The 19,184-nt window shown below is 29.2% G+C and carries 23 protein-coding genes and 1 pseudogene; 9 read left to right on the top strand and 15 right to left on the bottom strand.

Going from position 1 to position 19,184, the window contains the following annotated elements:
• Positions 1 to 45: 45 nt before the first annotated feature.
• From LGK95_RS03850 to LGK95_RS03860, 3 genes are read right to left on the bottom strand one after another with little or no spacing between them, the layout of a single operon-like run.
• Positions 46 to 2,541, bottom strand: coding sequence for a DEAD/DEAH box helicase family protein (locus tag LGK95_RS03850; protein WP_404814403.1), 2,496 nt, complete (start codon positions 2,539 to 2,541; stop codon positions 46 to 48).
• Positions 2,542 to 2,550: 9 nt separating this feature from the next.
• The gene (locus LGK95_RS03855) at positions 2,551 to 2,679 is read right to left on the bottom strand and encodes an HIT family protein (RefSeq protein WP_226122406.1); all 129 of its coding nucleotides are present in this window, start codon (positions 2,677 to 2,679) and stop codon (positions 2,551 to 2,553) included.
• Positions 2,680 to 2,711: 32 nt separating this feature from the next.
• Positions 2,712 to 4,502, bottom strand: a complete 1,791-nt coding sequence (locus tag LGK95_RS03860; RefSeq protein WP_226122408.1) for a PocR ligand-binding domain-containing protein — start codon at positions 4,500 to 4,502, stop codon at positions 2,712 to 2,714.
• A 502-nt stretch (positions 4,503 to 5,004) separates the two neighbouring features.
• Here LGK95_RS03860 and LGK95_RS03865 point away from each other — a divergent pair.
• Complete coding sequence (locus LGK95_RS03865; RefSeq protein ID WP_226122410.1) at positions 5,005 to 6,285, top strand: HD domain-containing phosphohydrolase; 1,281 nt, start codon at positions 5,005 to 5,007, stop codon at positions 6,283 to 6,285.
• A gap of 164 nt (positions 6,286 to 6,449) precedes the next feature.
• Here LGK95_RS03865 and LGK95_RS03870 read toward each other — a convergent pair whose 3' ends face one another.
• From LGK95_RS03870 to LGK95_RS03880, 3 genes are read right to left on the bottom strand one after another with little or no spacing between them, the layout of a single operon-like run.
• The gene (locus LGK95_RS03870; RefSeq protein WP_226122412.1) at positions 6,450 to 6,809 is read right to left on the bottom strand and encodes an HsmA family protein; all 360 of its coding nucleotides are present in this window, start codon (positions 6,807 to 6,809) and stop codon (positions 6,450 to 6,452) included.
• 43 nt (positions 6,810 to 6,852) lie between these two features.
• Positions 6,853 to 7,188: a branched-chain amino acid transporter permease gene (locus LGK95_RS03875; protein WP_226122414.1), complete on the bottom strand. Its 336-nt coding sequence runs from the start codon at positions 7,186 to 7,188 to the stop codon at positions 6,853 to 6,855.
• The gene (locus LGK95_RS03880; RefSeq protein WP_226122416.1) at positions 7,178 to 7,897 is read right to left on the bottom strand and encodes an AzlC family ABC transporter permease; all 720 of its coding nucleotides are present in this window, start codon (positions 7,895 to 7,897) and stop codon (positions 7,178 to 7,180) included. The genes LGK95_RS03875 and LGK95_RS03880 overlap by 11 nt, the downstream gene beginning before the upstream one ends.
• 317 nt (positions 7,898 to 8,214) lie before the next feature.
• Between LGK95_RS03880 and LGK95_RS03885 the strand changes: the two genes are divergently transcribed.
• The 4 genes from LGK95_RS03885 (at position 8,215) to LGK95_RS03900 (ending at position 10,450) form a co-directional block, all read left to right on the top strand.
• Positions 8,215 to 8,514: an autorepressor SdpR family transcription factor gene (locus LGK95_RS03885; protein WP_226122418.1), complete on the top strand. Its 300-nt coding sequence runs from the start codon at positions 8,215 to 8,217 to the stop codon at positions 8,512 to 8,514.
• Positions 8,498 to 9,163, top strand: coding sequence for an SdpI family protein (locus LGK95_RS03890; RefSeq protein WP_226122429.1), 666 nt, complete (start codon positions 8,498 to 8,500; stop codon positions 9,161 to 9,163). Before LGK95_RS03885 ends, LGK95_RS03890 begins: the two co-directional genes overlap by 17 nt.
• 189 nt (positions 9,164 to 9,352) lie before the next feature.
• The gene (locus LGK95_RS03895; protein ID WP_226122431.1) at positions 9,353 to 9,679 is read left to right on the top strand and encodes a hypothetical protein; all 327 of its coding nucleotides are present in this window, start codon (positions 9,353 to 9,355) and stop codon (positions 9,677 to 9,679) included.
• 477 nt (positions 9,680 to 10,156) lie between these two features.
• Positions 10,157 to 10,450: a hypothetical protein gene (locus LGK95_RS03900; RefSeq protein WP_226122433.1), complete on the top strand. Its 294-nt coding sequence runs from the start codon at positions 10,157 to 10,159 to the stop codon at positions 10,448 to 10,450.
• A gap of 197 nt (positions 10,451 to 10,647) precedes the next feature.
• Here LGK95_RS03900 and LGK95_RS03905 read toward each other — a convergent pair whose 3' ends face one another.
• The 4 genes from LGK95_RS03905 to LGK95_RS03920 all read right to left on the bottom strand — a co-directional run bounded on the left by LGK95_RS03905 (position 10,648) and on the right by LGK95_RS03920 (position 13,851).
• Complete coding sequence (locus LGK95_RS03905; RefSeq protein ID WP_226122434.1) at positions 10,648 to 11,304, bottom strand: HAD family hydrolase; 657 nt, start codon at positions 11,302 to 11,304, stop codon at positions 10,648 to 10,650.
• Between the two features lie 44 nt (positions 11,305 to 11,348).
• On the bottom strand, positions 11,349 to 11,681 hold the full coding sequence (locus tag LGK95_RS03910; RefSeq protein WP_226122436.1) for a hypothetical protein: 333 nt from the start codon (positions 11,679 to 11,681) through the stop codon (positions 11,349 to 11,351).
• Positions 11,682 to 11,978: 297 nt separating this feature from the next.
• The gene (locus tag LGK95_RS03915; protein WP_226122438.1) at positions 11,979 to 12,134 is read right to left on the bottom strand and encodes a hypothetical protein; all 156 of its coding nucleotides are present in this window, start codon (positions 12,132 to 12,134) and stop codon (positions 11,979 to 11,981) included.
• 322 nt (positions 12,135 to 12,456) lie between these two features.
• On the bottom strand, positions 12,457 to 13,851 hold the full coding sequence (locus tag LGK95_RS03920; protein WP_226122440.1) for a L,D-transpeptidase family protein: 1,395 nt from the start codon (positions 13,849 to 13,851) through the stop codon (positions 12,457 to 12,459).
• Positions 13,852 to 14,131: 280 nt separating this feature from the next.
• Here LGK95_RS03920 and LGK95_RS03925 point away from each other — a divergent pair, with 280 nt between their 5' ends.
• Together LGK95_RS03925 and LGK95_RS03930 are read left to right on the top strand one after the other, a co-directional pair.
• Positions 14,132 to 14,887, top strand: coding sequence for a PHP domain-containing protein (locus tag LGK95_RS03925; RefSeq protein WP_226122442.1), 756 nt, complete (start codon positions 14,132 to 14,134; stop codon positions 14,885 to 14,887).
• A gap of 146 nt (positions 14,888 to 15,033) precedes the next feature.
• Entirely contained in the window at positions 15,034 to 15,546 is a 513-nt protein-coding gene (locus LGK95_RS03930; RefSeq protein WP_226122449.1) for a DUF3189 family protein, read from the top strand.
• A 141-nt stretch (positions 15,547 to 15,687) separates the two neighbouring features.
• On the opposite strand, the gene LGK95_RS03935 is transcribed toward LGK95_RS03930, so the two are convergent.
• From LGK95_RS03935 to LGK95_RS03945, 3 genes are all read right to left on the bottom strand, one after another.
• A complete protein-coding gene (locus LGK95_RS03935) occupies positions 15,688 to 15,909 on the bottom strand; it encodes a hypothetical protein (protein ID WP_226122450.1) in 222 nt (73 codons plus the stop codon).
• A gap of 89 nt (positions 15,910 to 15,998) precedes the next feature.
• A complete protein-coding gene (locus tag LGK95_RS03940) occupies positions 15,999 to 16,685 on the bottom strand; it encodes an N-acetylmannosamine-6-phosphate 2-epimerase (RefSeq protein WP_226122830.1) in 687 nt (228 codons plus the stop codon).
• A 15-nt stretch (positions 16,686 to 16,700) separates the two neighbouring features.
• Positions 16,701 to 17,129 carry a hypothetical protein gene (locus LGK95_RS03945; protein WP_226122451.1) on the bottom strand — a complete coding sequence of 143 codons (429 nt, stop codon included), beginning with the start codon at positions 17,127 to 17,129 and terminating at the stop codon, positions 16,701 to 16,703.
• A 344-nt stretch (positions 17,130 to 17,473) separates the two neighbouring features.
• On the opposite strand from LGK95_RS03945, the gene LGK95_RS03950 reads away from it, so the two are divergent.
• Together LGK95_RS03950 and LGK95_RS03955 are read left to right on the top strand one after the other, a co-directional pair.
• Entirely contained in the window at positions 17,474 to 17,959 is a 486-nt protein-coding gene (locus tag LGK95_RS03950) for a hypothetical protein (RefSeq protein WP_226122452.1), read from the top strand.
• A 339-nt stretch (positions 17,960 to 18,298) separates the two neighbouring features.
• Positions 18,299 to 18,631 carry a hypothetical protein gene (locus tag LGK95_RS03955; protein WP_226122453.1) on the top strand — a complete coding sequence of 111 codons (333 nt, stop codon included), beginning with the start codon at positions 18,299 to 18,301 and terminating at the stop codon, positions 18,629 to 18,631.
• Between the two features lie 215 nt (positions 18,632 to 18,846).
• On the opposite strand, the pseudogene LGK95_RS03960 reads toward LGK95_RS03955, so the two are convergent.
• Positions 18,847 to 18,978, bottom strand: a pseudogene (locus LGK95_RS03960) (DUF3231 family protein); the annotation flags it as partial.
• A 58-nt stretch (positions 18,979 to 19,036) separates the two neighbouring features.
• Entirely contained in the window at positions 19,037 to 19,165 is a 129-nt protein-coding gene (locus tag LGK95_RS03965; protein ID WP_404814399.1) for a hypothetical protein, read from the bottom strand.
• Positions 19,166 to 19,184: the final 19 nt, after the last annotated feature.

The following is a 19,184-nucleotide window of genomic DNA, read 5'->3' on the forward strand; positions in this document are numbered from 1 at the left end:
ACAAAACCCTCCATAGTTTTTTCTATGAAGGGTTAATTTATTATATTATTTTTGTAACTTCTCAAGTCTCTCTTTATAAAATCTTCTAGTCCTATAATCAATAATATCTTTAAAGTGAGTTATAAATACAGGATTTTTAATGAATTCACCTAAATCATCATTCATACAAAAATATGATTTATCTCTATAAAAAAACTCTTCTGCAGAATTCAAGAATGCCTTTATTGGATTTTCTGCAATTCCTAGATAATCCTCTTTATTAAAGTTTTTATAGTTTTTAGTTGAGTTATGTCTCAAAAGATCCACTGCATTTGACGGTTTAGTATAGAATTCCCTAAAGCTTTGAAAAATTGTTTCTTCATCTATTTTTAATTTTATATTACCACTATTATAGAAGGCTAGGAGTAATGGCATTTTATAAGTTTTACTTATTGATGTTTTCTCAATGTTATTTAAAAATGCATACGCTTTAGTATTTAAAATCAATTTCTCGCCTTCTGAAATTTCATTTATTTTATTTAGAAAACCTAAATAGTCATTAAAGATATTTAGTTTCCCTCTTGAACTTACCACATTGTAAAGATCATCATCCATGTAAGTATACATTTGAAGTCTACTAGGTCTAGTCAACAAATCTCCTTTTATTCTATTAAAGTCCTCCACTACTAGATCAAATATATTCTTTTGTTGCTGAATCATCTTCTTAAATATATCAATTACCTCAAAGTCAAAATCTACTATGCTGTCATCAGGATACTCTTCTTCTTTAGGTAATTTACCTCCCTTAACTTTCCCTGCAATATCATTTAAATCCCCGCTAAGAAAAAATGGAACCAATTGAGCTTTTTTATAATTACCTATAAAGTCTAATATGTTTACATACATCTTGTCCTTATATTTTCTTAACCCTCTCCCAAGTTGCTGAAGAAAAATGGTAGGAGATTCTGTTGGCCTTAAAAATAAAATCATATCAATTTCAGGAATATCTAAGCCTTCATTAAACATATCCACAGAGAATATAATATTTAGCTCTGCTTTTCTTAACTTATCCACTGCATCACATCTTTCCATAGTAAACTTTGTTTGTTCACCACTTACAACGGCGCATGCCTTAATCCCATTTTCATTGAAATATTTACTCATGTACTGCGCATGTTTTCTGCTGGCACAGAAGCCTAAAGCTCTTCTACTATTGTATTTTTTATAATGTTTTAAGATTAAATCTGCACGTTTATTAATCATTAAGGCTCTTTCTAACTCAACCTCATCATATCTACCATTTCTAAATGATATCTTTTCATAATCTGTATCATCAAAGACTCCATAAAACCTAAAGGGAACAAGCCACCCTTTGTCTATGGCACCTTTTAATCTAACCTCATAAACAATATTGTAATCACAAAGAGCAAATACATCTTTATTATCCATTCTCTCAGGGGTTGCAGTAAGTCCTAGAAGAAATTTTGGAGTGAAATATTCTAATATATTACCGTAATTACCTGCCGCTGCATGATGGAATTCATCAATTATAATATAATCAAATTCATCTTTTTTAAAATATTCATCACATAAATACTTTTTTTGTCCTAAGGTTTGTACTGTAGCAAATAACACATCTTTATTAGTCTCTTTATTTTTACCACTAAAGAGTCCAGTTTTGATATTAGGCCTAATGTTTTTAAAGGAGGTTTCTGCCTGGTTTAATATTTCTTCTCTATGGGCCACAAATAATACTTTATGAAAACCAATTGAATCAAAAGCCGCTAAATAAGTTTTACCTATTCCTGTTGCTGCAACAACTAATCCTTTGTCTAAACCTTCTTCTCTACATTTCTTTAGTTCATATAAAGCTTCAATCTGTGCGCCTCTAGGTTCATACAGAGGAATTACTGTGCCATATTGTTTTTCGTTATCCTCAGCTCTTTCTAAAGTATTAAATATTTTGGGTCTTTTCCAAACTGCTGAATAACGCCTCATCTCATTATCATCAATAATTATAGAATGATTTAAAAATAAGTCTTCAAAAACATTTTTAAAATGTGTAAAGTCCTCCAAGTTTTTATTCTTATTTAATCTATAATTCCATTCAATGCCACTAGTTAATGCAGAACTCGACATATTAGAAGATCCTATAAATATATCTCCATCTTCTTTATATTCAAATATGTATGACTTAGGATGAAATGATTTATTCTTAATATTATAAAACCTTAAATCTACTTTATCTCCCAGAGCATCCTTTACTAAATATAAGGCTTGAGGTTGAGTTATATTTAGATAGTTTCCTGTTAAGATTCTTATTCGAACGCCACTTCCCGCCACCTGTTTTAAATCGTTAATAAGTAATTTAACTCCTGATTCCATTAAAAATCCTACTATAATATCTATAGTCCTTGCTCTTTTTAATGAAGTCTTTAATTTAAGAAGTAAATAATCATTGTCCCCTGTAGAACAGTTTGAATCATCCTCTAAAGTTATTCCTTTAAATTGGACGGAATCACTAGTAATTATTCCTTTGTTAGTTACATCTGTCTTATACATCATACTCAACTAATGCCTCTTCGGTATAATTAAGCAATGACCATCATTTACTGGGAAATAATTAAGTATTACAAAAGCATATGTATTTTCTACTATTATTTCTGATTCTTTAACATTGCAAACTATACATTCTGACATTGTTTTCGCCTCCTTTATTATATTAAGACCTCTCAAGGTAAAATTATTCCCACAGAAGGTTGTCCATCAGAACCTAATTTATATATGTCTGAAAACTCAATTTTTATTCTGTACGCAAGATTGTTTATGCTATTATCAATAGCCTTAATGCTTTCTTCACTGGTATTATACTGCAATACCTTAACCGGAAATTTTATAAAAAACTTAGTACCAACCCCATATTTGCTCTCAACTGTTATTGTTCCACCTTGCATTTCCACCAGTGATTTAACAAGTGATAAGCCAATACCGCTCCCTTCACAATCTCTTGTAAATGATTTATCTACCTGTCGAAATCTATCAAATATAAGATTAACCTTTTCATCCGGTATACCTATGCCTGTATCTTCAATTGAAATAGTTATATATTCTTCACCATCAGATATATTAACAAATATGCTTCCACCAGAAGTTGTAAACTTTATAGAATTGGCTAGCATTTTAAGCATTATTCTTTCAATTTTATCTAGATCGCAAGCCACTATCTTTTCCTCAATATCAGTATCAAATATGAGACTTAAGCCATCATTATTAGTATACTCAGCTACAGCTAAAGTAATTTCCTCCACTATATTAACAATATTACAATTGACCATATTCAGTTCAAAAAGACCTGCATCTAATTTAGTTGAATCAATTAAATTGTTTATTACCTTTAGCAATCTAAAGCAATTATGTTTTTCAATATTTATATTATTAACAATCTTTTCCCTATTGATAAGGTTTACTTCGTCATTAATGCACATTCCAATAATTTGTATTGTACCTAATATTATATTCAAGGGAGTTCTTAGCTCATGAGAAATGTTAGCAAAAAATTCAGTTCTTAACTTCTCAATTTCAACAGCTTCATTCTGCAGTGCTAATTCATTCTGTTTTCTTTCTGTTATATCTCGCACAGTTGCTATAATTATTTCATCTTCATGAATCTTTGTAACATGACTATTAACTTCTACCCAAAACTCTTTATTACTTTTATTTTCCACTATAAATTCTTGTATCAAATGGTCATCATTTCTTTTCTTATTAATTAATGCCTTTATTCTATCAACTTCAGTATTACCAGATTTTTTTGAGATAATATCAACTACATTCATACTAATTAATTCATTTCGTGAATAACCAAACATAGTGGTGGCAGTTTCATTTACATCCTTTATTATTCCATAAACATCATAAATGAATATTGAATCACTTACCGAATTAAAAATTGTATTTAGATATTTTCGGCTTTTTTCAAGTTCATTCTGAGAACTTTCATACGAAAGCTGCCTTAAACCACTTTCAGCCAGCGTCACGATGAGACCTTTATAATACTCGATTATATGCTCAACCTTTTTTTTAGAGTAGACAGGTACCTTGCTTAAAGCTTCTAAATACTCTTTTTCATCAAAACCAAATTCTATTGCTTGCGCCTTAAAATGTTCTTTATCTATTGTTTCATTTTCATAAAAAAATTGCCCTAAAACAATCGTAGCCAAACGCTGTCCTGAAATAACAATAGGTAATGCAATATCCCACATATTATTTAGACATTTATTATATATATATCCACCATCCATAATATGATCACTAATATATTGATCACTAATGGAACATCTCATGCATGTAACTGGATGTACTCTATGAAACTTAGTACATATATCCTGCCATCCTGTTGCAATAATAATTGTGCCGCCTACATCAACAATCCCAATAGGAATGCCTACAGCAGCATAAATATTTTCAGCCATCTTTTTTAGTGAATCAATATTTACTAGTTCTGAAAAAATAACTTTCCTCATGAATAATTCCTCCTAAGTAACCTATTTTCTTATAAAAAATAATCCGATTCACTATACTTTGCTTGTGTAAAACTCCTATTAGGCTTAAAATTTTACATTTTATTTTAAACCTTCATTAAAAACATTATATCATATTAATTTTCCTAACTTTTTATATTGAAAATATATTTCAGGAATCTTTTTTATTGTTAAATTTAACATCAATTTAACTAAAATTCAACTCCCTATAAGTCACGCTACCACTCAATTTGATAAAATCATCAAATTTTTTATCCAATCACTCAAAAATCTAAACGCTTATACCAAAAGGTAAAATAAACTATAGCAGTATTTAAAAATACAGCTGTTTGACCAAATTCGTCTTTTCTTGTAGTATTAATTGGAGTTGCTAATGACTTTATGATAAATAATGTTTTAGAATAACCTCAAATCATTGTCATATATATAAAAAACATGGGTATAACGATACTATGAATAGTTTCAAAATCAGGGGGATGATTTTATGAAGAAACAATTATCCGTAAACTTAGGTAATTTGCTATTATCTTTATCAGAAGTAACAGATTTAGCAAATCCCTTGGTTGCGCAGCATCAACATAGAACAGCATTTATTGCACTTGAATTATCAAAAACAGCCAATTTAGAACCAGAAATTACAGAGAATATTTTTACTGCTGCATTATTACATGATATTGGTGCAATATCCGTGGAAGAAAAAATAGCTATTCAAAATTTTCAAGAAATAGATGAAAATATTCATACGATAAGAGGGGAATTATTATTAGAACAAATACCATGGTTAAGAAAGATTTCAAAGATAGTAAGAAATCATCATAGGAATTGGAATGATTGGAAAGATGGTATAGAAAATCCAGTAGTTTTTTCTTCTCAAATCATTTTGTTATCTGATTATGTTGAGAGATTAATAGATAGAAATAAATATATCTTACATCAAATTAACGATATAGTATCAGCAATAAAAAAATTATCAGATACAGTTATAAATAAAAATATAGTAACTTATTTTCTTGATTTATCTAAAAGAGAGGAATTTTGGTTAGATTTAACTTCTCCTAGGTTACATTCGTTGTTATTGCACAACGGGCAGTTTAAAAACATGCAAATAGAATTAGAAGATGTATCATTAATATCCAATTTGTATCGGGATCTAATAGATTTTAAGTCGAGATTTACAGCTACTCATACATCGGGTGTATCAGAATGCGCAGTAATGTTATCTGAATTATTAGGACTTGCACAGTTAGATGTAAAATCAATGATGATAGCAGGAAATTTTCATGATATAGGTAAATTAGTAATACCAAACAGTATTCTTGAGAAGCCTTCCAAATTAACGGTTGATGAGTTTGCAATTATAAGGTGCCATACTTATCATACATTTAGGACGTTAAATTCAATTGGTGGTTTGGAACGAATAGCTGAGTGGGCAGCTTATCATCATGAAAAATTAGATGGAAGCGGGTACCCATTTCATCTTACTAATGAAGAAATTGGCACCGGTTCCAGAATAATGGCTGTTGCAGATATATTTACAGCCATATCCGAAGATAGACCTTATAGAAAAGGAATGGATAGAAACGAAATTTATAAGATTATAAAAACACAAGCAAATGATAATTTATTGGATAAACGGATTGTTGAATTACTATTCGACAACTATGAAGTTATAAATACACAAGTAAAAATAAGACAATCAAAAGCGTTGAATTTTTATGAAACACGGTTTTTATCAATAATTTATGAGAGTCAGCGTAAGATATAAATCATTTTGTTATAAATCTTTAATAGGCTTTTGATATTTCTTCAATTGCCTATTATCTCATTAAACACTATATTTCCTCTGTTTTTTATGTCCTTGCTCACATATTAATTGGCCTTCCATAGAATAAATCGCTAACTTTATTTCATTAGAGTAACCCAGAAGTTTTACATATGTGTAGTCACACCCAGAATATAAGAAACAAGCCAAATACTCCATGCAAATACACTAAATCTATAGAACTTATTAAGTAAATTTTTATATTTTTTTAATACGAATACTGAACCAATTGCATTAACTAACATAAATAATAAAGCAATAAATCCTAATATATCATGAATTCCTAACCTAACCATACTCCCACCAAGCTCATACATTATTAAAGTTCCTAATATATCACAAGCTAAACCTATACAAAACATAACAACATGCCAAGGAAGCAAAGTTTTTCTTTTGACTTCATTTAAAATAGAAACTGTATAAAAAATTAATGCTAAATTCACTAAAATTATTGAGATAACTAACATTTTTCACCCCTCTTAAGAAATTATTATATAATATTGTATTAGACTATACAAAAACTATCTGAATTGCAATCATATATATAGCCGTTCCACCTATTATACTAATTAAATTATTACGCTTCCATATGTGCAAAGCTGCTACTACAACAACTCCAATTACTTCAGGCATTCCAAAAGGGAATGCAGATAAATGAACATTTCTTAAGCAATAGATTATAAGCATAGCCATAATTGCTGGTGGTAAATAATTTCCTATGTACACTATATATTTGGGTGTAGGTTTACCTTTTCCAAATAAGATAAAGGGTGCTACTCGCGTCCCAAATGTAACAACTGCGATAACTAATATCGCACTTAGTGTATAGTTTACGTTAACATTCATTCTTTATCTCCTCCCTACTTAATTTATAAGTGCTCCTAACTATTTGTTTCTTGAATAACATTAAAGCTGCTGTTATAAGTATCATAGATGGCAAAATTAAATTATTAGTTCCAAATATTAAGAGTGATAAACTAGTAGCTGAAACCCCAATTAGTACTGGTAAATGCGTTTTGTAACTAGCCCACTGTTCTACAAAAATAACCACAAATAAAGCTGTCATTGCAAAATCAATTCCCTTTGTATTAAATGTAATCAGTGACCCTGCAATAGATCCAATAAGCGTACCAATTACCCAATATATTTGGTTTAAAAATGATATACAAAATAAAAATAAATTGCTGTCGACACCCTCAGGTGCTTTTGCAGAGCATAATAGTGAGTAGGTCTCATCAGTAAGCGAAAAAATCATATACGTTTTTCTCTTTCCCATGGCTTTGAATTTATCTATAAATGATAATCCGTAAAAAATATGTCTTATACTCACAAACAGAGTCATCAAGGCTATTTCAATAAGTCCTGCCCCACTTGTTAATAAGTTAATAGCTATAAACTGTGTAGACCCTGCATATACAATTGTACTCATAAACACTGTCCACAAGAAATTATATCCAGATTTTTGAAATAGCAATCCAAAGGCTAATCCAACTGATAAGTATCCTACCATAACTGGAATCGTTACTGGAAATGCTGCTTTTAGTGCTTTCTTCATGTTAGTTCCACCATCCTTTGGTCCATAAAAGTAATCATAATTATGTATATTATAGTATAAATTTGTCTAATAATCAAAGTTCAGCTCTAGAAATCACATAAAAAAACCATCTTAATGTGCAGGTTTTTATTTTTAAATCTGTCTACTTTAAGTAGAGCATATCACTATTGTGTTACATTCACATTATTACTTACCGACATAAATAACATAGAATTTATAAAAATAAAAGATTCACATTTTGAAAAATTAAGAATATAATACAATTAGATAGTTAGACGATTATCTAACCATCTAATTAAATTTAAGGAGAAGGTAGTATGTCAATTCTAAATTTACCATTTAAAGCACTTGCAGATCCAACAAGAAGGAAAATTATTTTATTATTAAAAGATGGTGATTTGACTGCAGGAGAAATAGCTGAGCATTTTGATATGACCAAGCCAAGTATTTCTCACCATCTCAATGCATTAAAGCAATCATTGCTTGTAACTGATCAGCGCAAGGGTCAATATATTTATTATTCGCTTGATACTACAGTATTCCAGGAAGTTACTAATTGGTTTTTTAATACAGCACATGTTAATAAAGGAGGAGCTGAAAATGAAAAAGATAACTAGTTTTATAAAAAAAGATTGGCTAATTTTAATTCTTATTGTATTAGGATTTGCACTTGGAGCATATTTCTATCCTTCACTTCCCGATAAAGTACCTATACACTGGGATTTACAAGGACAAGTAAACGGATATGGAAATAAATTTATGGGAGCTTTCGCCATTCCATTAGTGAATTTAGGAATTTATTTATTATTTATTGTACTTCCTTATATAGATCCTAAAAGAAAAAATTATGATAGCTTTCAGTCAACTTATCAGTATTTAAAATGCCTATTAGTTATATTTTTACTTGGAATACAAATGACTATGTTTTTAATAGCTAGAGGTGTTGTAATAAATCAGTCAGTTTTTATACCAATATTGGTTTCATTGCTATTTATTGCAATAGGAAATGTTATGGGAAGATTCAAATTCAATTACTTTGTAGGGATAAAAACTCCTTGGACGCTCGCTAATGAAGAAGTATGGAGAAGAACTCATAGGATGGCCGCGCCGATATGGGTTATAGGAGGTATCTTAAATATATTATTAACTATTACCGGAATGAATTTCAATGGAATACCTTTCCTTATTATTCTAGTAGTAATTATTGTTATTCCGACTGTATATTCATATGTTACTTATCAAAAAATTGATAATGTAAACAAATAAGAATATTACAGATTGTCAATGCAATATATTTATTAGTAAATACACGTTCACCACGTTACAACAATAAGAAAGATATTAAAAAGTGAACATTATATTCTAAATATATGATAAATGGGTATTACTTAAAGAGAGGAGTAGATAAATCACTTTTAAAATATCTAAATTAATTTTTTATAAGGGGGTATAAAAATGTTTTGTCCAAAATGTAAATGTGAATATAGAGAAGGATTTGATTTCTGTTCCGACTGTAAAATCCAATTAGTTGAAGAATTGCCAAGTGAAGAATTGGAGAATGAAGAATTTGAGTATATAGAACTTATTACTATAGCAGTAACAAGTGACCTTTGTATAATACCTATAGTTAAGTCAATTTTAGATTATGGTGAAATAAAATATTTTATTAAAGGAGAGAAGATTAGAAATATTGCTGTATTTAATAATATTATGGAAATACAAGTTCCCTTAGAGGATGTTCAGAATGCAAAAGACTTACTAAAGGACTTGGATATAAAGTAAAGAGCCTATATCTGTTGGAATGAGTTTACAAAAAAATCTCCAATTAAAAATTATAACTATATTATTTTGTGTATTACCGCAATAAAGGCACAATATTCATAAAATGTGTATTAAGGGGAGCATATCATTTTGCTTCCCTTAATAACTGTCATATTATTAACACTGTTCTTGATCATCGCCTTTATTTATAAGAATCTCTATAATGCGAATATGTGTTCCCATTGTGGTAATAATATTATTATAATATATATTATTTCAGTGTAAAATTTGATATACTTAGGAGAGTGAAAATGAGCTTTAAAAAAGATTTAAACAATATCTATGACCAAAGTTAAACTGGTACTAAAAAATGGATTTATTAGATCAATTTATAAATGCACTGGCATTTTGGAAAGATTAAAGAATATAGTATTTAATATTAATAACTACAACTTGTTATAAATTAAGATGATATAATCTTTTAAGGTGGTGAAGTAGATGGAAGATAAAATATTTGATTTAATGAGCAAAATGTATAAAGAAATGAATTCAAGATTTGATGAAATGAATTCAAAATTTGATGTAATAGATTCAAAGCTTGATAAAAAAACTGACAAAAATGATATTGTTCGACTTGAAGATAAATTAGATAATAACTCTAAAGCTTTATTTGATGGGTATAAGCTAACTTATGAAAAATTAACTGAAATCAAGAAAAAGTTAGAAGATGTTTCAATTAAGGTAGAAAAACAAGATATTGAGATTAGGGTTATAAAGAATATTGCAAATTAATTTTAAAGGTGCCCTATGTTACAATAGAACACCCTTTTAGATTTTTCATGTGTATCACTCTAACCTAGATTTTAAAACCTCATCAGTGAAATTTTGTTAACCTTTTTATTGATTAAAGCCTTTGAAACTTCGTAAGTTATATAAATAAAGCCCTTTAAATATACAAATCATTGAATTCCTCATGGCATCTTTCTAAGTCAATTCCTGTTTGCTTCTAACAAACATTCAAAAGAATCTATATGTCTATCACAAAGTAGCTGCATTTCTTCTTTTGATTTATCTGCTGATTCATCATATACTCCAATGGTATAAAAGCCTGCATCTTTTGCCGTTTTCATTGCATAATCGGCATCTTCATAAACCACAACATCTGATACATCTGCTCTCATTTTCCGCGTCGCAAGATAATAGCTATCCGGTTCACTCTTGCCAACTCCAACCTCATCACAACATACCACAAAAGAAAAATATTGTAACACTTCAACACGTCTTAGTGCTGCCTCTGCTAATTGTAATGGTGTAGCTGTGACCACACACATAATTACGCCATCTCTTTTTAATTTTGAAAGATATTCTTTCACATATGGTTTTAATGGCATTTCATACTTGTACTTATCCTCAATTAATCCATTAACATCAGAAATAACCTGCTTCACGCAATCTATGATTCCGAATTCTTTTCTGAAATAATTTGCAGATTCTGTCATAGACATTGCACTTATGATTTCACTTAAATTTTCCGGAGCTTTAATTCCTTTTCCTATCAAATAATCCTTTCCAAGATTTTTCCATGCAGGCATAGAATCCATGATGGTACCATCCATATCAAAAATAGCATGTCCATATTTTCTCAATATTCCCCTCCATTTATAATTTCTGAAGTCATATCACTTATATATTATTTATAGGTCTTACCAATTTTGTAGTCTACATATCCCTTCGTTTTACTTTTCATTATTAGTAAAAGATTAATAAACGGGAATGGCAAAAATCCCACTATAAAAAACACCTTATCTAAATTAAATATGTATAATGATATTCCGTATATAATAAGATATAGAGAATTAAATATTGAAAACTTTAATTGCAACCTAAAAAATTCTCTTGGTCTTATAACTGTCATTTCACTTGTTCTACTGTATTCCCTAATAAAATAAGTAACTTTATCTCTACATAAAATACAATAAATTAAATAAACTACTCCTAGTAATACATATACTATCTTATTCATGTCGTTTCAGCATCACCTTTCAAAATCAAAATTTATTGTGTCCTTATTCAATTATACTACATAGTAATGTAATTACTTAGATATTTAACATAGTTATATATAAATTGACATTGACCTTCCATAGAATAAATCGCTAACTTTATTTATCATTTTTATTCATAAATTTCAATTGAATATTAGGATTAGCCCATATTTAATTTTTTCACTTTTCCCTTGAAAATTTCACGGCCAAATAGGACAAAATGAAAAAATACACAGAGTAAAAGCTTATCGAACAAGTATATGTTCGATAAGCTTTTATAGATCTTTTTCATGCAAATTATCTAACCCTACTTTTTTGGATTTTAAATAATATGTTACTACACCTGTTATAACAAATATAAGTAAACATAATAATATAATACTTGACTCCAAAATTATATTTAGCATTTTTAATAATTCCATTTCTGGCATATACTTTCATCTCCCAAATAATACATATTTGAAAGTATATCCAATAAAATACTATTTAATCATATTCTTAAACATAATAGAGGCACTTAATTTATTAATAGTTCATGTTTAGATTTCTTTTTTAATAGAACATAAAGAAAATGTACTCCCCTTTGATTGCAATTTTTGTTTAATAATTCCTCTAAATAGTGATTCTTCTGTATATACAACTATAAGAGTAAATATTATAATAATTATTACTTCAGATAATGATAGTTCCAACTTCTTGTAGAACACCTTGTCGGTATCCTCATCTTTTATTGATTGTAGGTAACCCTTAATATTACTGCAAATAACAAATAATTGGAGTATTAACATCAATATTATCATATATCTTTTTTGCCAAACTAGATGGTGAATTTATACAACCATGAGAACCATTTGTTTTGTATATACTCCCACCAAACTTATTTCTCCAAGTTGCAGGATGTATACCAATTCCACCATTAAAGGGCATGAATTCACTTACGGGCACACTGTAACCCTCACCCTTTAGTGTGGCATTTTTTTGTTTGTATTTTAATTTATAAACCCCTGTTGGTGTTCCATAATCTATGCTTACATTACCAGTGACAACATCTCCTTGTACAACAAGAAATCCATTCTTATAAAACCATAAATGCTGTTTTGTAATATTAATTTCTATGTAGGTATTCCCGATATCATTAACATTATGAGATGTAGCGGTTTGAGTAAAGCGGGGCTCCTTTGTTATGGTTTGCCCACTTTTTATAGCAACAATTAAATCTTTGACTTCTCCTGCGCGGTCAACCAACCATCCATAATCGCCACCACTGACCTTTACTGTTGCTCCTACTGATGTAGCAAAATTTCTTTCCTTACCAATTGTATTATAATTATCGTCCATTTCGCTTACATATTTGTCCATTTTGTTTTTATCAAATGTAATTTCAAGTTTTTCGTTAACACCAAGCCAGTTATGTATTATAGAACCATCTAAAACTTCCTTACCTCCAGTAAATGTATAAGTAATTCTTGAAGCTACATATTTATTAAGCAAAATTTTGGTGTCTATAACTTTTGCGGAAGTTGAAGTGAATTTTGGACTTATGTAATAATTTTTAGTATTTAAATTTATTGTTGTTTCTACCTTAAGGATTGCATTTACTACATTTGCATACAAAAGCCTTCTATTTACTTTATTTCCCTTAACTTCCTTTACAATTATATAGCCCTTATCTGAATATTTAAAGCTAGCATTTTGAGGTTCAATTATTTTCTTGCTATCAAAACAAGAGAGCTTGTCAAAATATTCTTTTAATAGTTTATTATCATAGGTCACTATGCCATTCATTTCATAGGTTTTAGATTTAAAAAGTGCAAAAAAACACGTATAAGAATTCTGATTGTCTTTTAAAGCTTGAATTTTACCCTCTGCATTATATTTCAAATTAATGTCACTAGCCTTGACTTGTTCACTCACACCGTTTCGTTCTTTAAGTTTCAGTGTATATGTTTCGCTTTTCATTAATAATTCTTTATCTACTTCCACTACGGTTTTACCAGAAGCATTAATGCCATTAATTATAGAACCATAATAAAAACGATTGCTAAAATACATTGATATACCCAAATATAGAACGAGAAAAATAGAAAAAGAAATTATACTAACTTTTATAGTTTTTTTGTGATTGTGTATTGTTGTTTGTATTTGCATAGGACACCTCTTTTAATTTAAGATTGCATGTAATTATATTCCAACATATAATAAATTATGAAATAATAGGACAGAATTTAGAATGTGTAAACTATCGAAATTTGTTTTTAGGTGGTCTTTTATCACCACCAATAGGAGGTAAGTATTATCCAGTAATATGGGCATAATAAAACTGGATGATAAACATGCCATAGGAAATTTACATATGTGGATACAAGAAGCTTTTCAATTTGATAATGAAGCAGCTAATTAAAAGATATTAAACCATGGAGGGGATAAAATGAGTTTTAAGATTATTGCAGACTATCATACTCATACTAATATTGCAAAGGGACATATTCCCTTTCTTAATATTATTTTGGGAGAACATGGAAAAGGAAGTATTGAATCAAATGTTAAAGCTGGAATAAAAAGAGGATTAAAAGAAATTGCCATAACAGACCATGGTTATAAACATATTACCTTCGGGATGAAACTAAATCAATATGAAAAATCACGTAAATTAATTGATGATCTTAATAAGAGCTCATTATTGAAGGAGAATGACTTTAAGATTCTTCTTGGCGTGGAATGTAATATTGTTACTAAAAAAGGGGATATAGATATTAAAGATGAAGTCATTGATTACCTTGACATAATTTGTGTGGGTTATCATCCTGGAGCAGTACAAAATCCATTTTTATTGAGGAATTATACAGAAGCTGCAATTAATGCTATTAAAAAATATGAAATTACAATATTAAATCATCCTTTAGAGCATGTTAATCCAGATATTATCGAAATTGGAAAGGTTGCTGTTGAAAGAAATACTGCTTTGGAAATTAACAGAGGTCATAAGAATATGGATATTGAAACAATAAAAAAGTTAAAGAATATGGGTGTTAAATTTTCATTGGGAAGTGATGCACACAAATCGGAGGATGTAGGGGATTTTGGTAAAGCTTATAATATTGCAGTTGAGGCAGGCCTTACAGATGATGATATTGTTAATGCTGATGGAAGTGCACATAGATCAATGAAATCATTGAGAGATTAGGTTTGGTAGTGGTAACAAAAGTATAATTAAAATAGATGTATTGAATTGTAATGGTAAGATGAAGCGTGTTCAAAGAATGTTCAATATCAATGTTTAATGCATATACTACAATTTCAAACTAAAAAATAAGAAATCAGGTGATTTAAATGATTTACATATATAATTGTTATGGAGGAACCCACTCATCTATTTTAGCAATTGCTTATCACTTAAAAATGCTGGATGAAACCCGAGAACCGACTAAGGATGAAATATTGGAATTACCTAACTTTAATAAGTTAGTATATGGAAATTGTGGAGAACTTTTTTATTATGGAAGTGATGAAGATGGAAACGAAGTCTATGTTGTAGGTAGGGGACGTTCAAAGGTTTTAATTCCAGGATTATATAATTTAGCTTCTATGCTTCATAAACAAAATCTATTAAATGAGAAAATTATATTTTCCAATACGTCGCCAACTGTTCCATTAACAATGACCTTTGGTGGATTATTTTCTAGGTGGCTAAAAATTGATTTTATAGGAGTGCCCTTGCTTGTAAAGGGAGCAAAACAATCATACAAGAACGTTATAAAACTTGTAAATCATACAAAGAAGGCAACAAAGGAAGATAAGTCAGGGGTTATTATTTTAGATAATAAGGAATTTAAGAAAAAATGATTTTTAACTATTATACGGGTTACATCAACTAAAAGCTGATGTAACTTTTTATCTCAAAACTGAAAAGTAATTGATAATGTTATGCCCTTTACAATTGCCCTTTTATTTTTACATATTTGTTTGGCTAAAAATTCATAATTCCTAAATGAATATTTTATTAACCTTAACTCGTTTATAAAAATTACAATTACTGCATTGATATATATGAACACAAAATTGATTATTATCACTAATCTCCATATTAGCAGTGTAATCGTCAAAAAATTCTTGTATTATACCTTTATCGTTCATTATAGTACTACACTTTTCACAATTACAGATAATCCTTTTTACATTATTACAAACTGGACATATTTTATCCATTATATTACCTCCACATTCGTTATCATATTTATTTTTACCAGTTTTTAAGATAATAATCTTAATGTAAAAAATATAGCATAAAGACCGTTTCACCTCTCTCCTATCTTATTTATTTCATGCACAAATTTTTTTGTAATTATTTGTGGTCTAGTAATAATTGAACCTACTACAACACTATGACATCCTAATTCTAAAACACGACGTGCTTTTTCAGGTGTATCTATGTTTCCCTCAGCTATTACAGGCTTTATAACTTTAGCTAATATATTTCTTATTAACTCAAAATCATTTTCCTCTATTTGTATACCTTTACTTTGTTTTGTATATCCTACCAATGTAGTTCCAATAAAATCAAAACCCAATTCATCAGCATGGACTGCTTCTTCATAATTTGAGCAATCAGCCATCAATAGTACATTAGGATATTTTTGCTTGATTTTTGAAAAGAATTCATCTAAATGTACACTATTAGGTCTTATAGAACTTGTAGCATCAATAGCTATAATATCAGCTTTTGCCTCTACTAACTCTTCAACTTCAGCCATAGTTGCAGTAATATAAACTTCACTATCAACATAATCCTTTTTTACTATACCGATAATAGGTAAGTCAACATTTAGTTTAATCTCTAGTATATCTTCTTTTGTATTAGCCCTTATTCCTGAGGCACCACCTTCTTTAGCCGCTAATGCCATTCTTCCCATTATAAATGGAGAATGTAAGGGTTCATCAGATAAAGCTTGACAGGAAACTATTAGTTTATTTTTTATATTAATCAAATTATCACACCCTTATATATATGTTATGTATCTATTATATAAATAAATGTTTGTATTTTCAATATCATTACACTTATTAGAAACTCCTTTCATCCATTGTTGAATAGTACTTAATATAATGAAAATGCCATATGAATCGCATATTTCTATGCTATTTATATGGCATTTAACACTCAACCTGATCTCTATTTTTATGCTTACTTTTACTGCTTGTACCCTAAAACTTATTTTAATCTTATCCTTATTTGAAACGATGCTTATGACTTTGTTATTTTTTGCAACAATTATCATGACGATGTTGATTATGACAACATGGATCACTCCAAGGTTCACACCAAGGATCACAGCAATTATTAGAATCATTTTTACAACAATGATTACGACGATTATTGTTACAACAATGATTACAACGATTATTGTTACAACAATCGTTGTTGTCAAATAGTAATAATAATAGTATCCACCAACAACCCATACATATTTCACCCCTTTTAAGGCAAATATTTTTCATTTTATTTTTTCATAAGTTTGTCCCATTAATAATTCATTTGCTAATATATAATATTATGCTTATTATAAAAATGTTACAATTAACTGTCATATACATATGTATTATTTTTTTATATAAACGTTGTTTTAGGTTCACATCTGGAACTCCAGATGCTTTTTTTGGTTCACTATAAATAATATTATGTTGAATGATAATTAAGTGTTCTATATGCTTAGTCACATTTTTATTGTTTCTACATACTATAAAATGTAATCAATTTTATGGAGAATTCTGTATGAGCGAAATAAATGAGCAAGTACCAAGTACCATATTACCAATAGAAGAAGAATACAATTATTGTATGTACTGTCCAATGATGTGTGCAAATTCTTACATGCTACGGGACCAAATGATGCCTGAATACAATAGTGAAGATTCTGAAGATGAAGAAGGATATCGCCCTGGACCAGGTCACGGACCTGGAGGAAATCCTGGACCAGGTCACGGACCTGGCGGAAATTCTGGACCAGGTCACGGACCTGGCGGAAATTCTGGACCAGGTCACGGACCTGGAGGATATCCTGGACCGGGTCACGGACCTGGAGGATATCCTGGACCGGGTCATGGACCTATTCACAGACCTAAGATATGGCACGGACATGGAGGATATTACAATCATAAATACTATAAAGATATTAATTATTTTTATTATCTTAACTCCCATTATAATTTTTACTATCCGTATGATCCCTACTTCGATTATTATTATAATACCTATTAAGAAAGGTTGGCTGTACCCTATAGAACATAACGGTTAACAATGCTATTAATTTATGCAATAACCTTGTGGTATAGCCATATAATTGAGAAATGTGGAAGTTCTTAGAAAATAATTTATATAAATAAGGAAAAAACAAAATAAAGCTTAGCGTAATTGCTAGACTTTATTTTGTTTTTTGGTAGACTATATAACCTCCTCTAACAATCTTTAGTATTATGAGCTAAATAAATTAAATATAATAATTTCTATAAATAAAAATCACATTATTTTAATAATGAATGTAAATTTCTAAACTTACATTCATATACTAATCTATAACACTTTGTATGGAGAATAGTAATGTATAGATGTGATTGCCTACCAAAGGTTAGTACGCCTTCAATTAAAGGACCATTATATTGGAAAGCTCCTAATTTTATTCCGTCAATATATAAAGCAAAAGCTGTTGGTAATACAAAAATTCCTGGTACAAATATTTTTAGCTCATCAACTATTAATAACTGTATGAATAAATACACGTATTTTTGGTTGAATAACGGTACCGAATTTTGGTCAGTACCTATATTACTAAAAAATAATTATGCTTATTTATGGATTTGGAACAATGTTTCATGGATTTATTTAAAATTGTCTATAGATGATATAAATTGTTTTATGTGGTATTGGACGTAGATAGGTAAATATTTATTAAATATTTTGCCGAATGTTACCTAATATTAATTGAGTTACATTCACATTATGGATATTTCTTATTCTAGTGTCTTAATTTTAAGGATAGAAAAAAGTCCTATTAAGTATAGTAATGTAGCCTATAGAATATTAAAAAAAGTCTACCATATAGGCTATCTTTGAGACGTAACTAACAGTTAGTCTTATCTATCTTAATTTTAGATTTCCACCAAATTTTTATGTTCTACTGATTGTGGTGGTTGTTCTAACCAGATATTATCAATCATAATATCTGCACCATCTTTTATAAATTTCATAACTTCAGGCGTAATTCTCATAATCTTCATTTGAAGGTCATTCTTAAAATCTCTGCCAAAGCCATACCGTCATTTTCTATTGACATAGTACCTACTGATTACATTGACCTGTTAATGAATTTGCACCAGTTCCTTCTCTACCAATATTTCCAGTCATAAGTGTCAGGTTAATTATTGATTGTGCTGTTCTAACCCCTTCATATCCTTGATTAATACCCATTGTCCACCAGAACTAATGT

It is taken from the genome of Clostridium algoriphilum (genome assembly GCF_020443705.1).
GTDB lineage: Bacteria > Bacillota > Clostridia > Clostridiales > Clostridiaceae > Clostridium_AD > Clostridium_AD algoriphilum.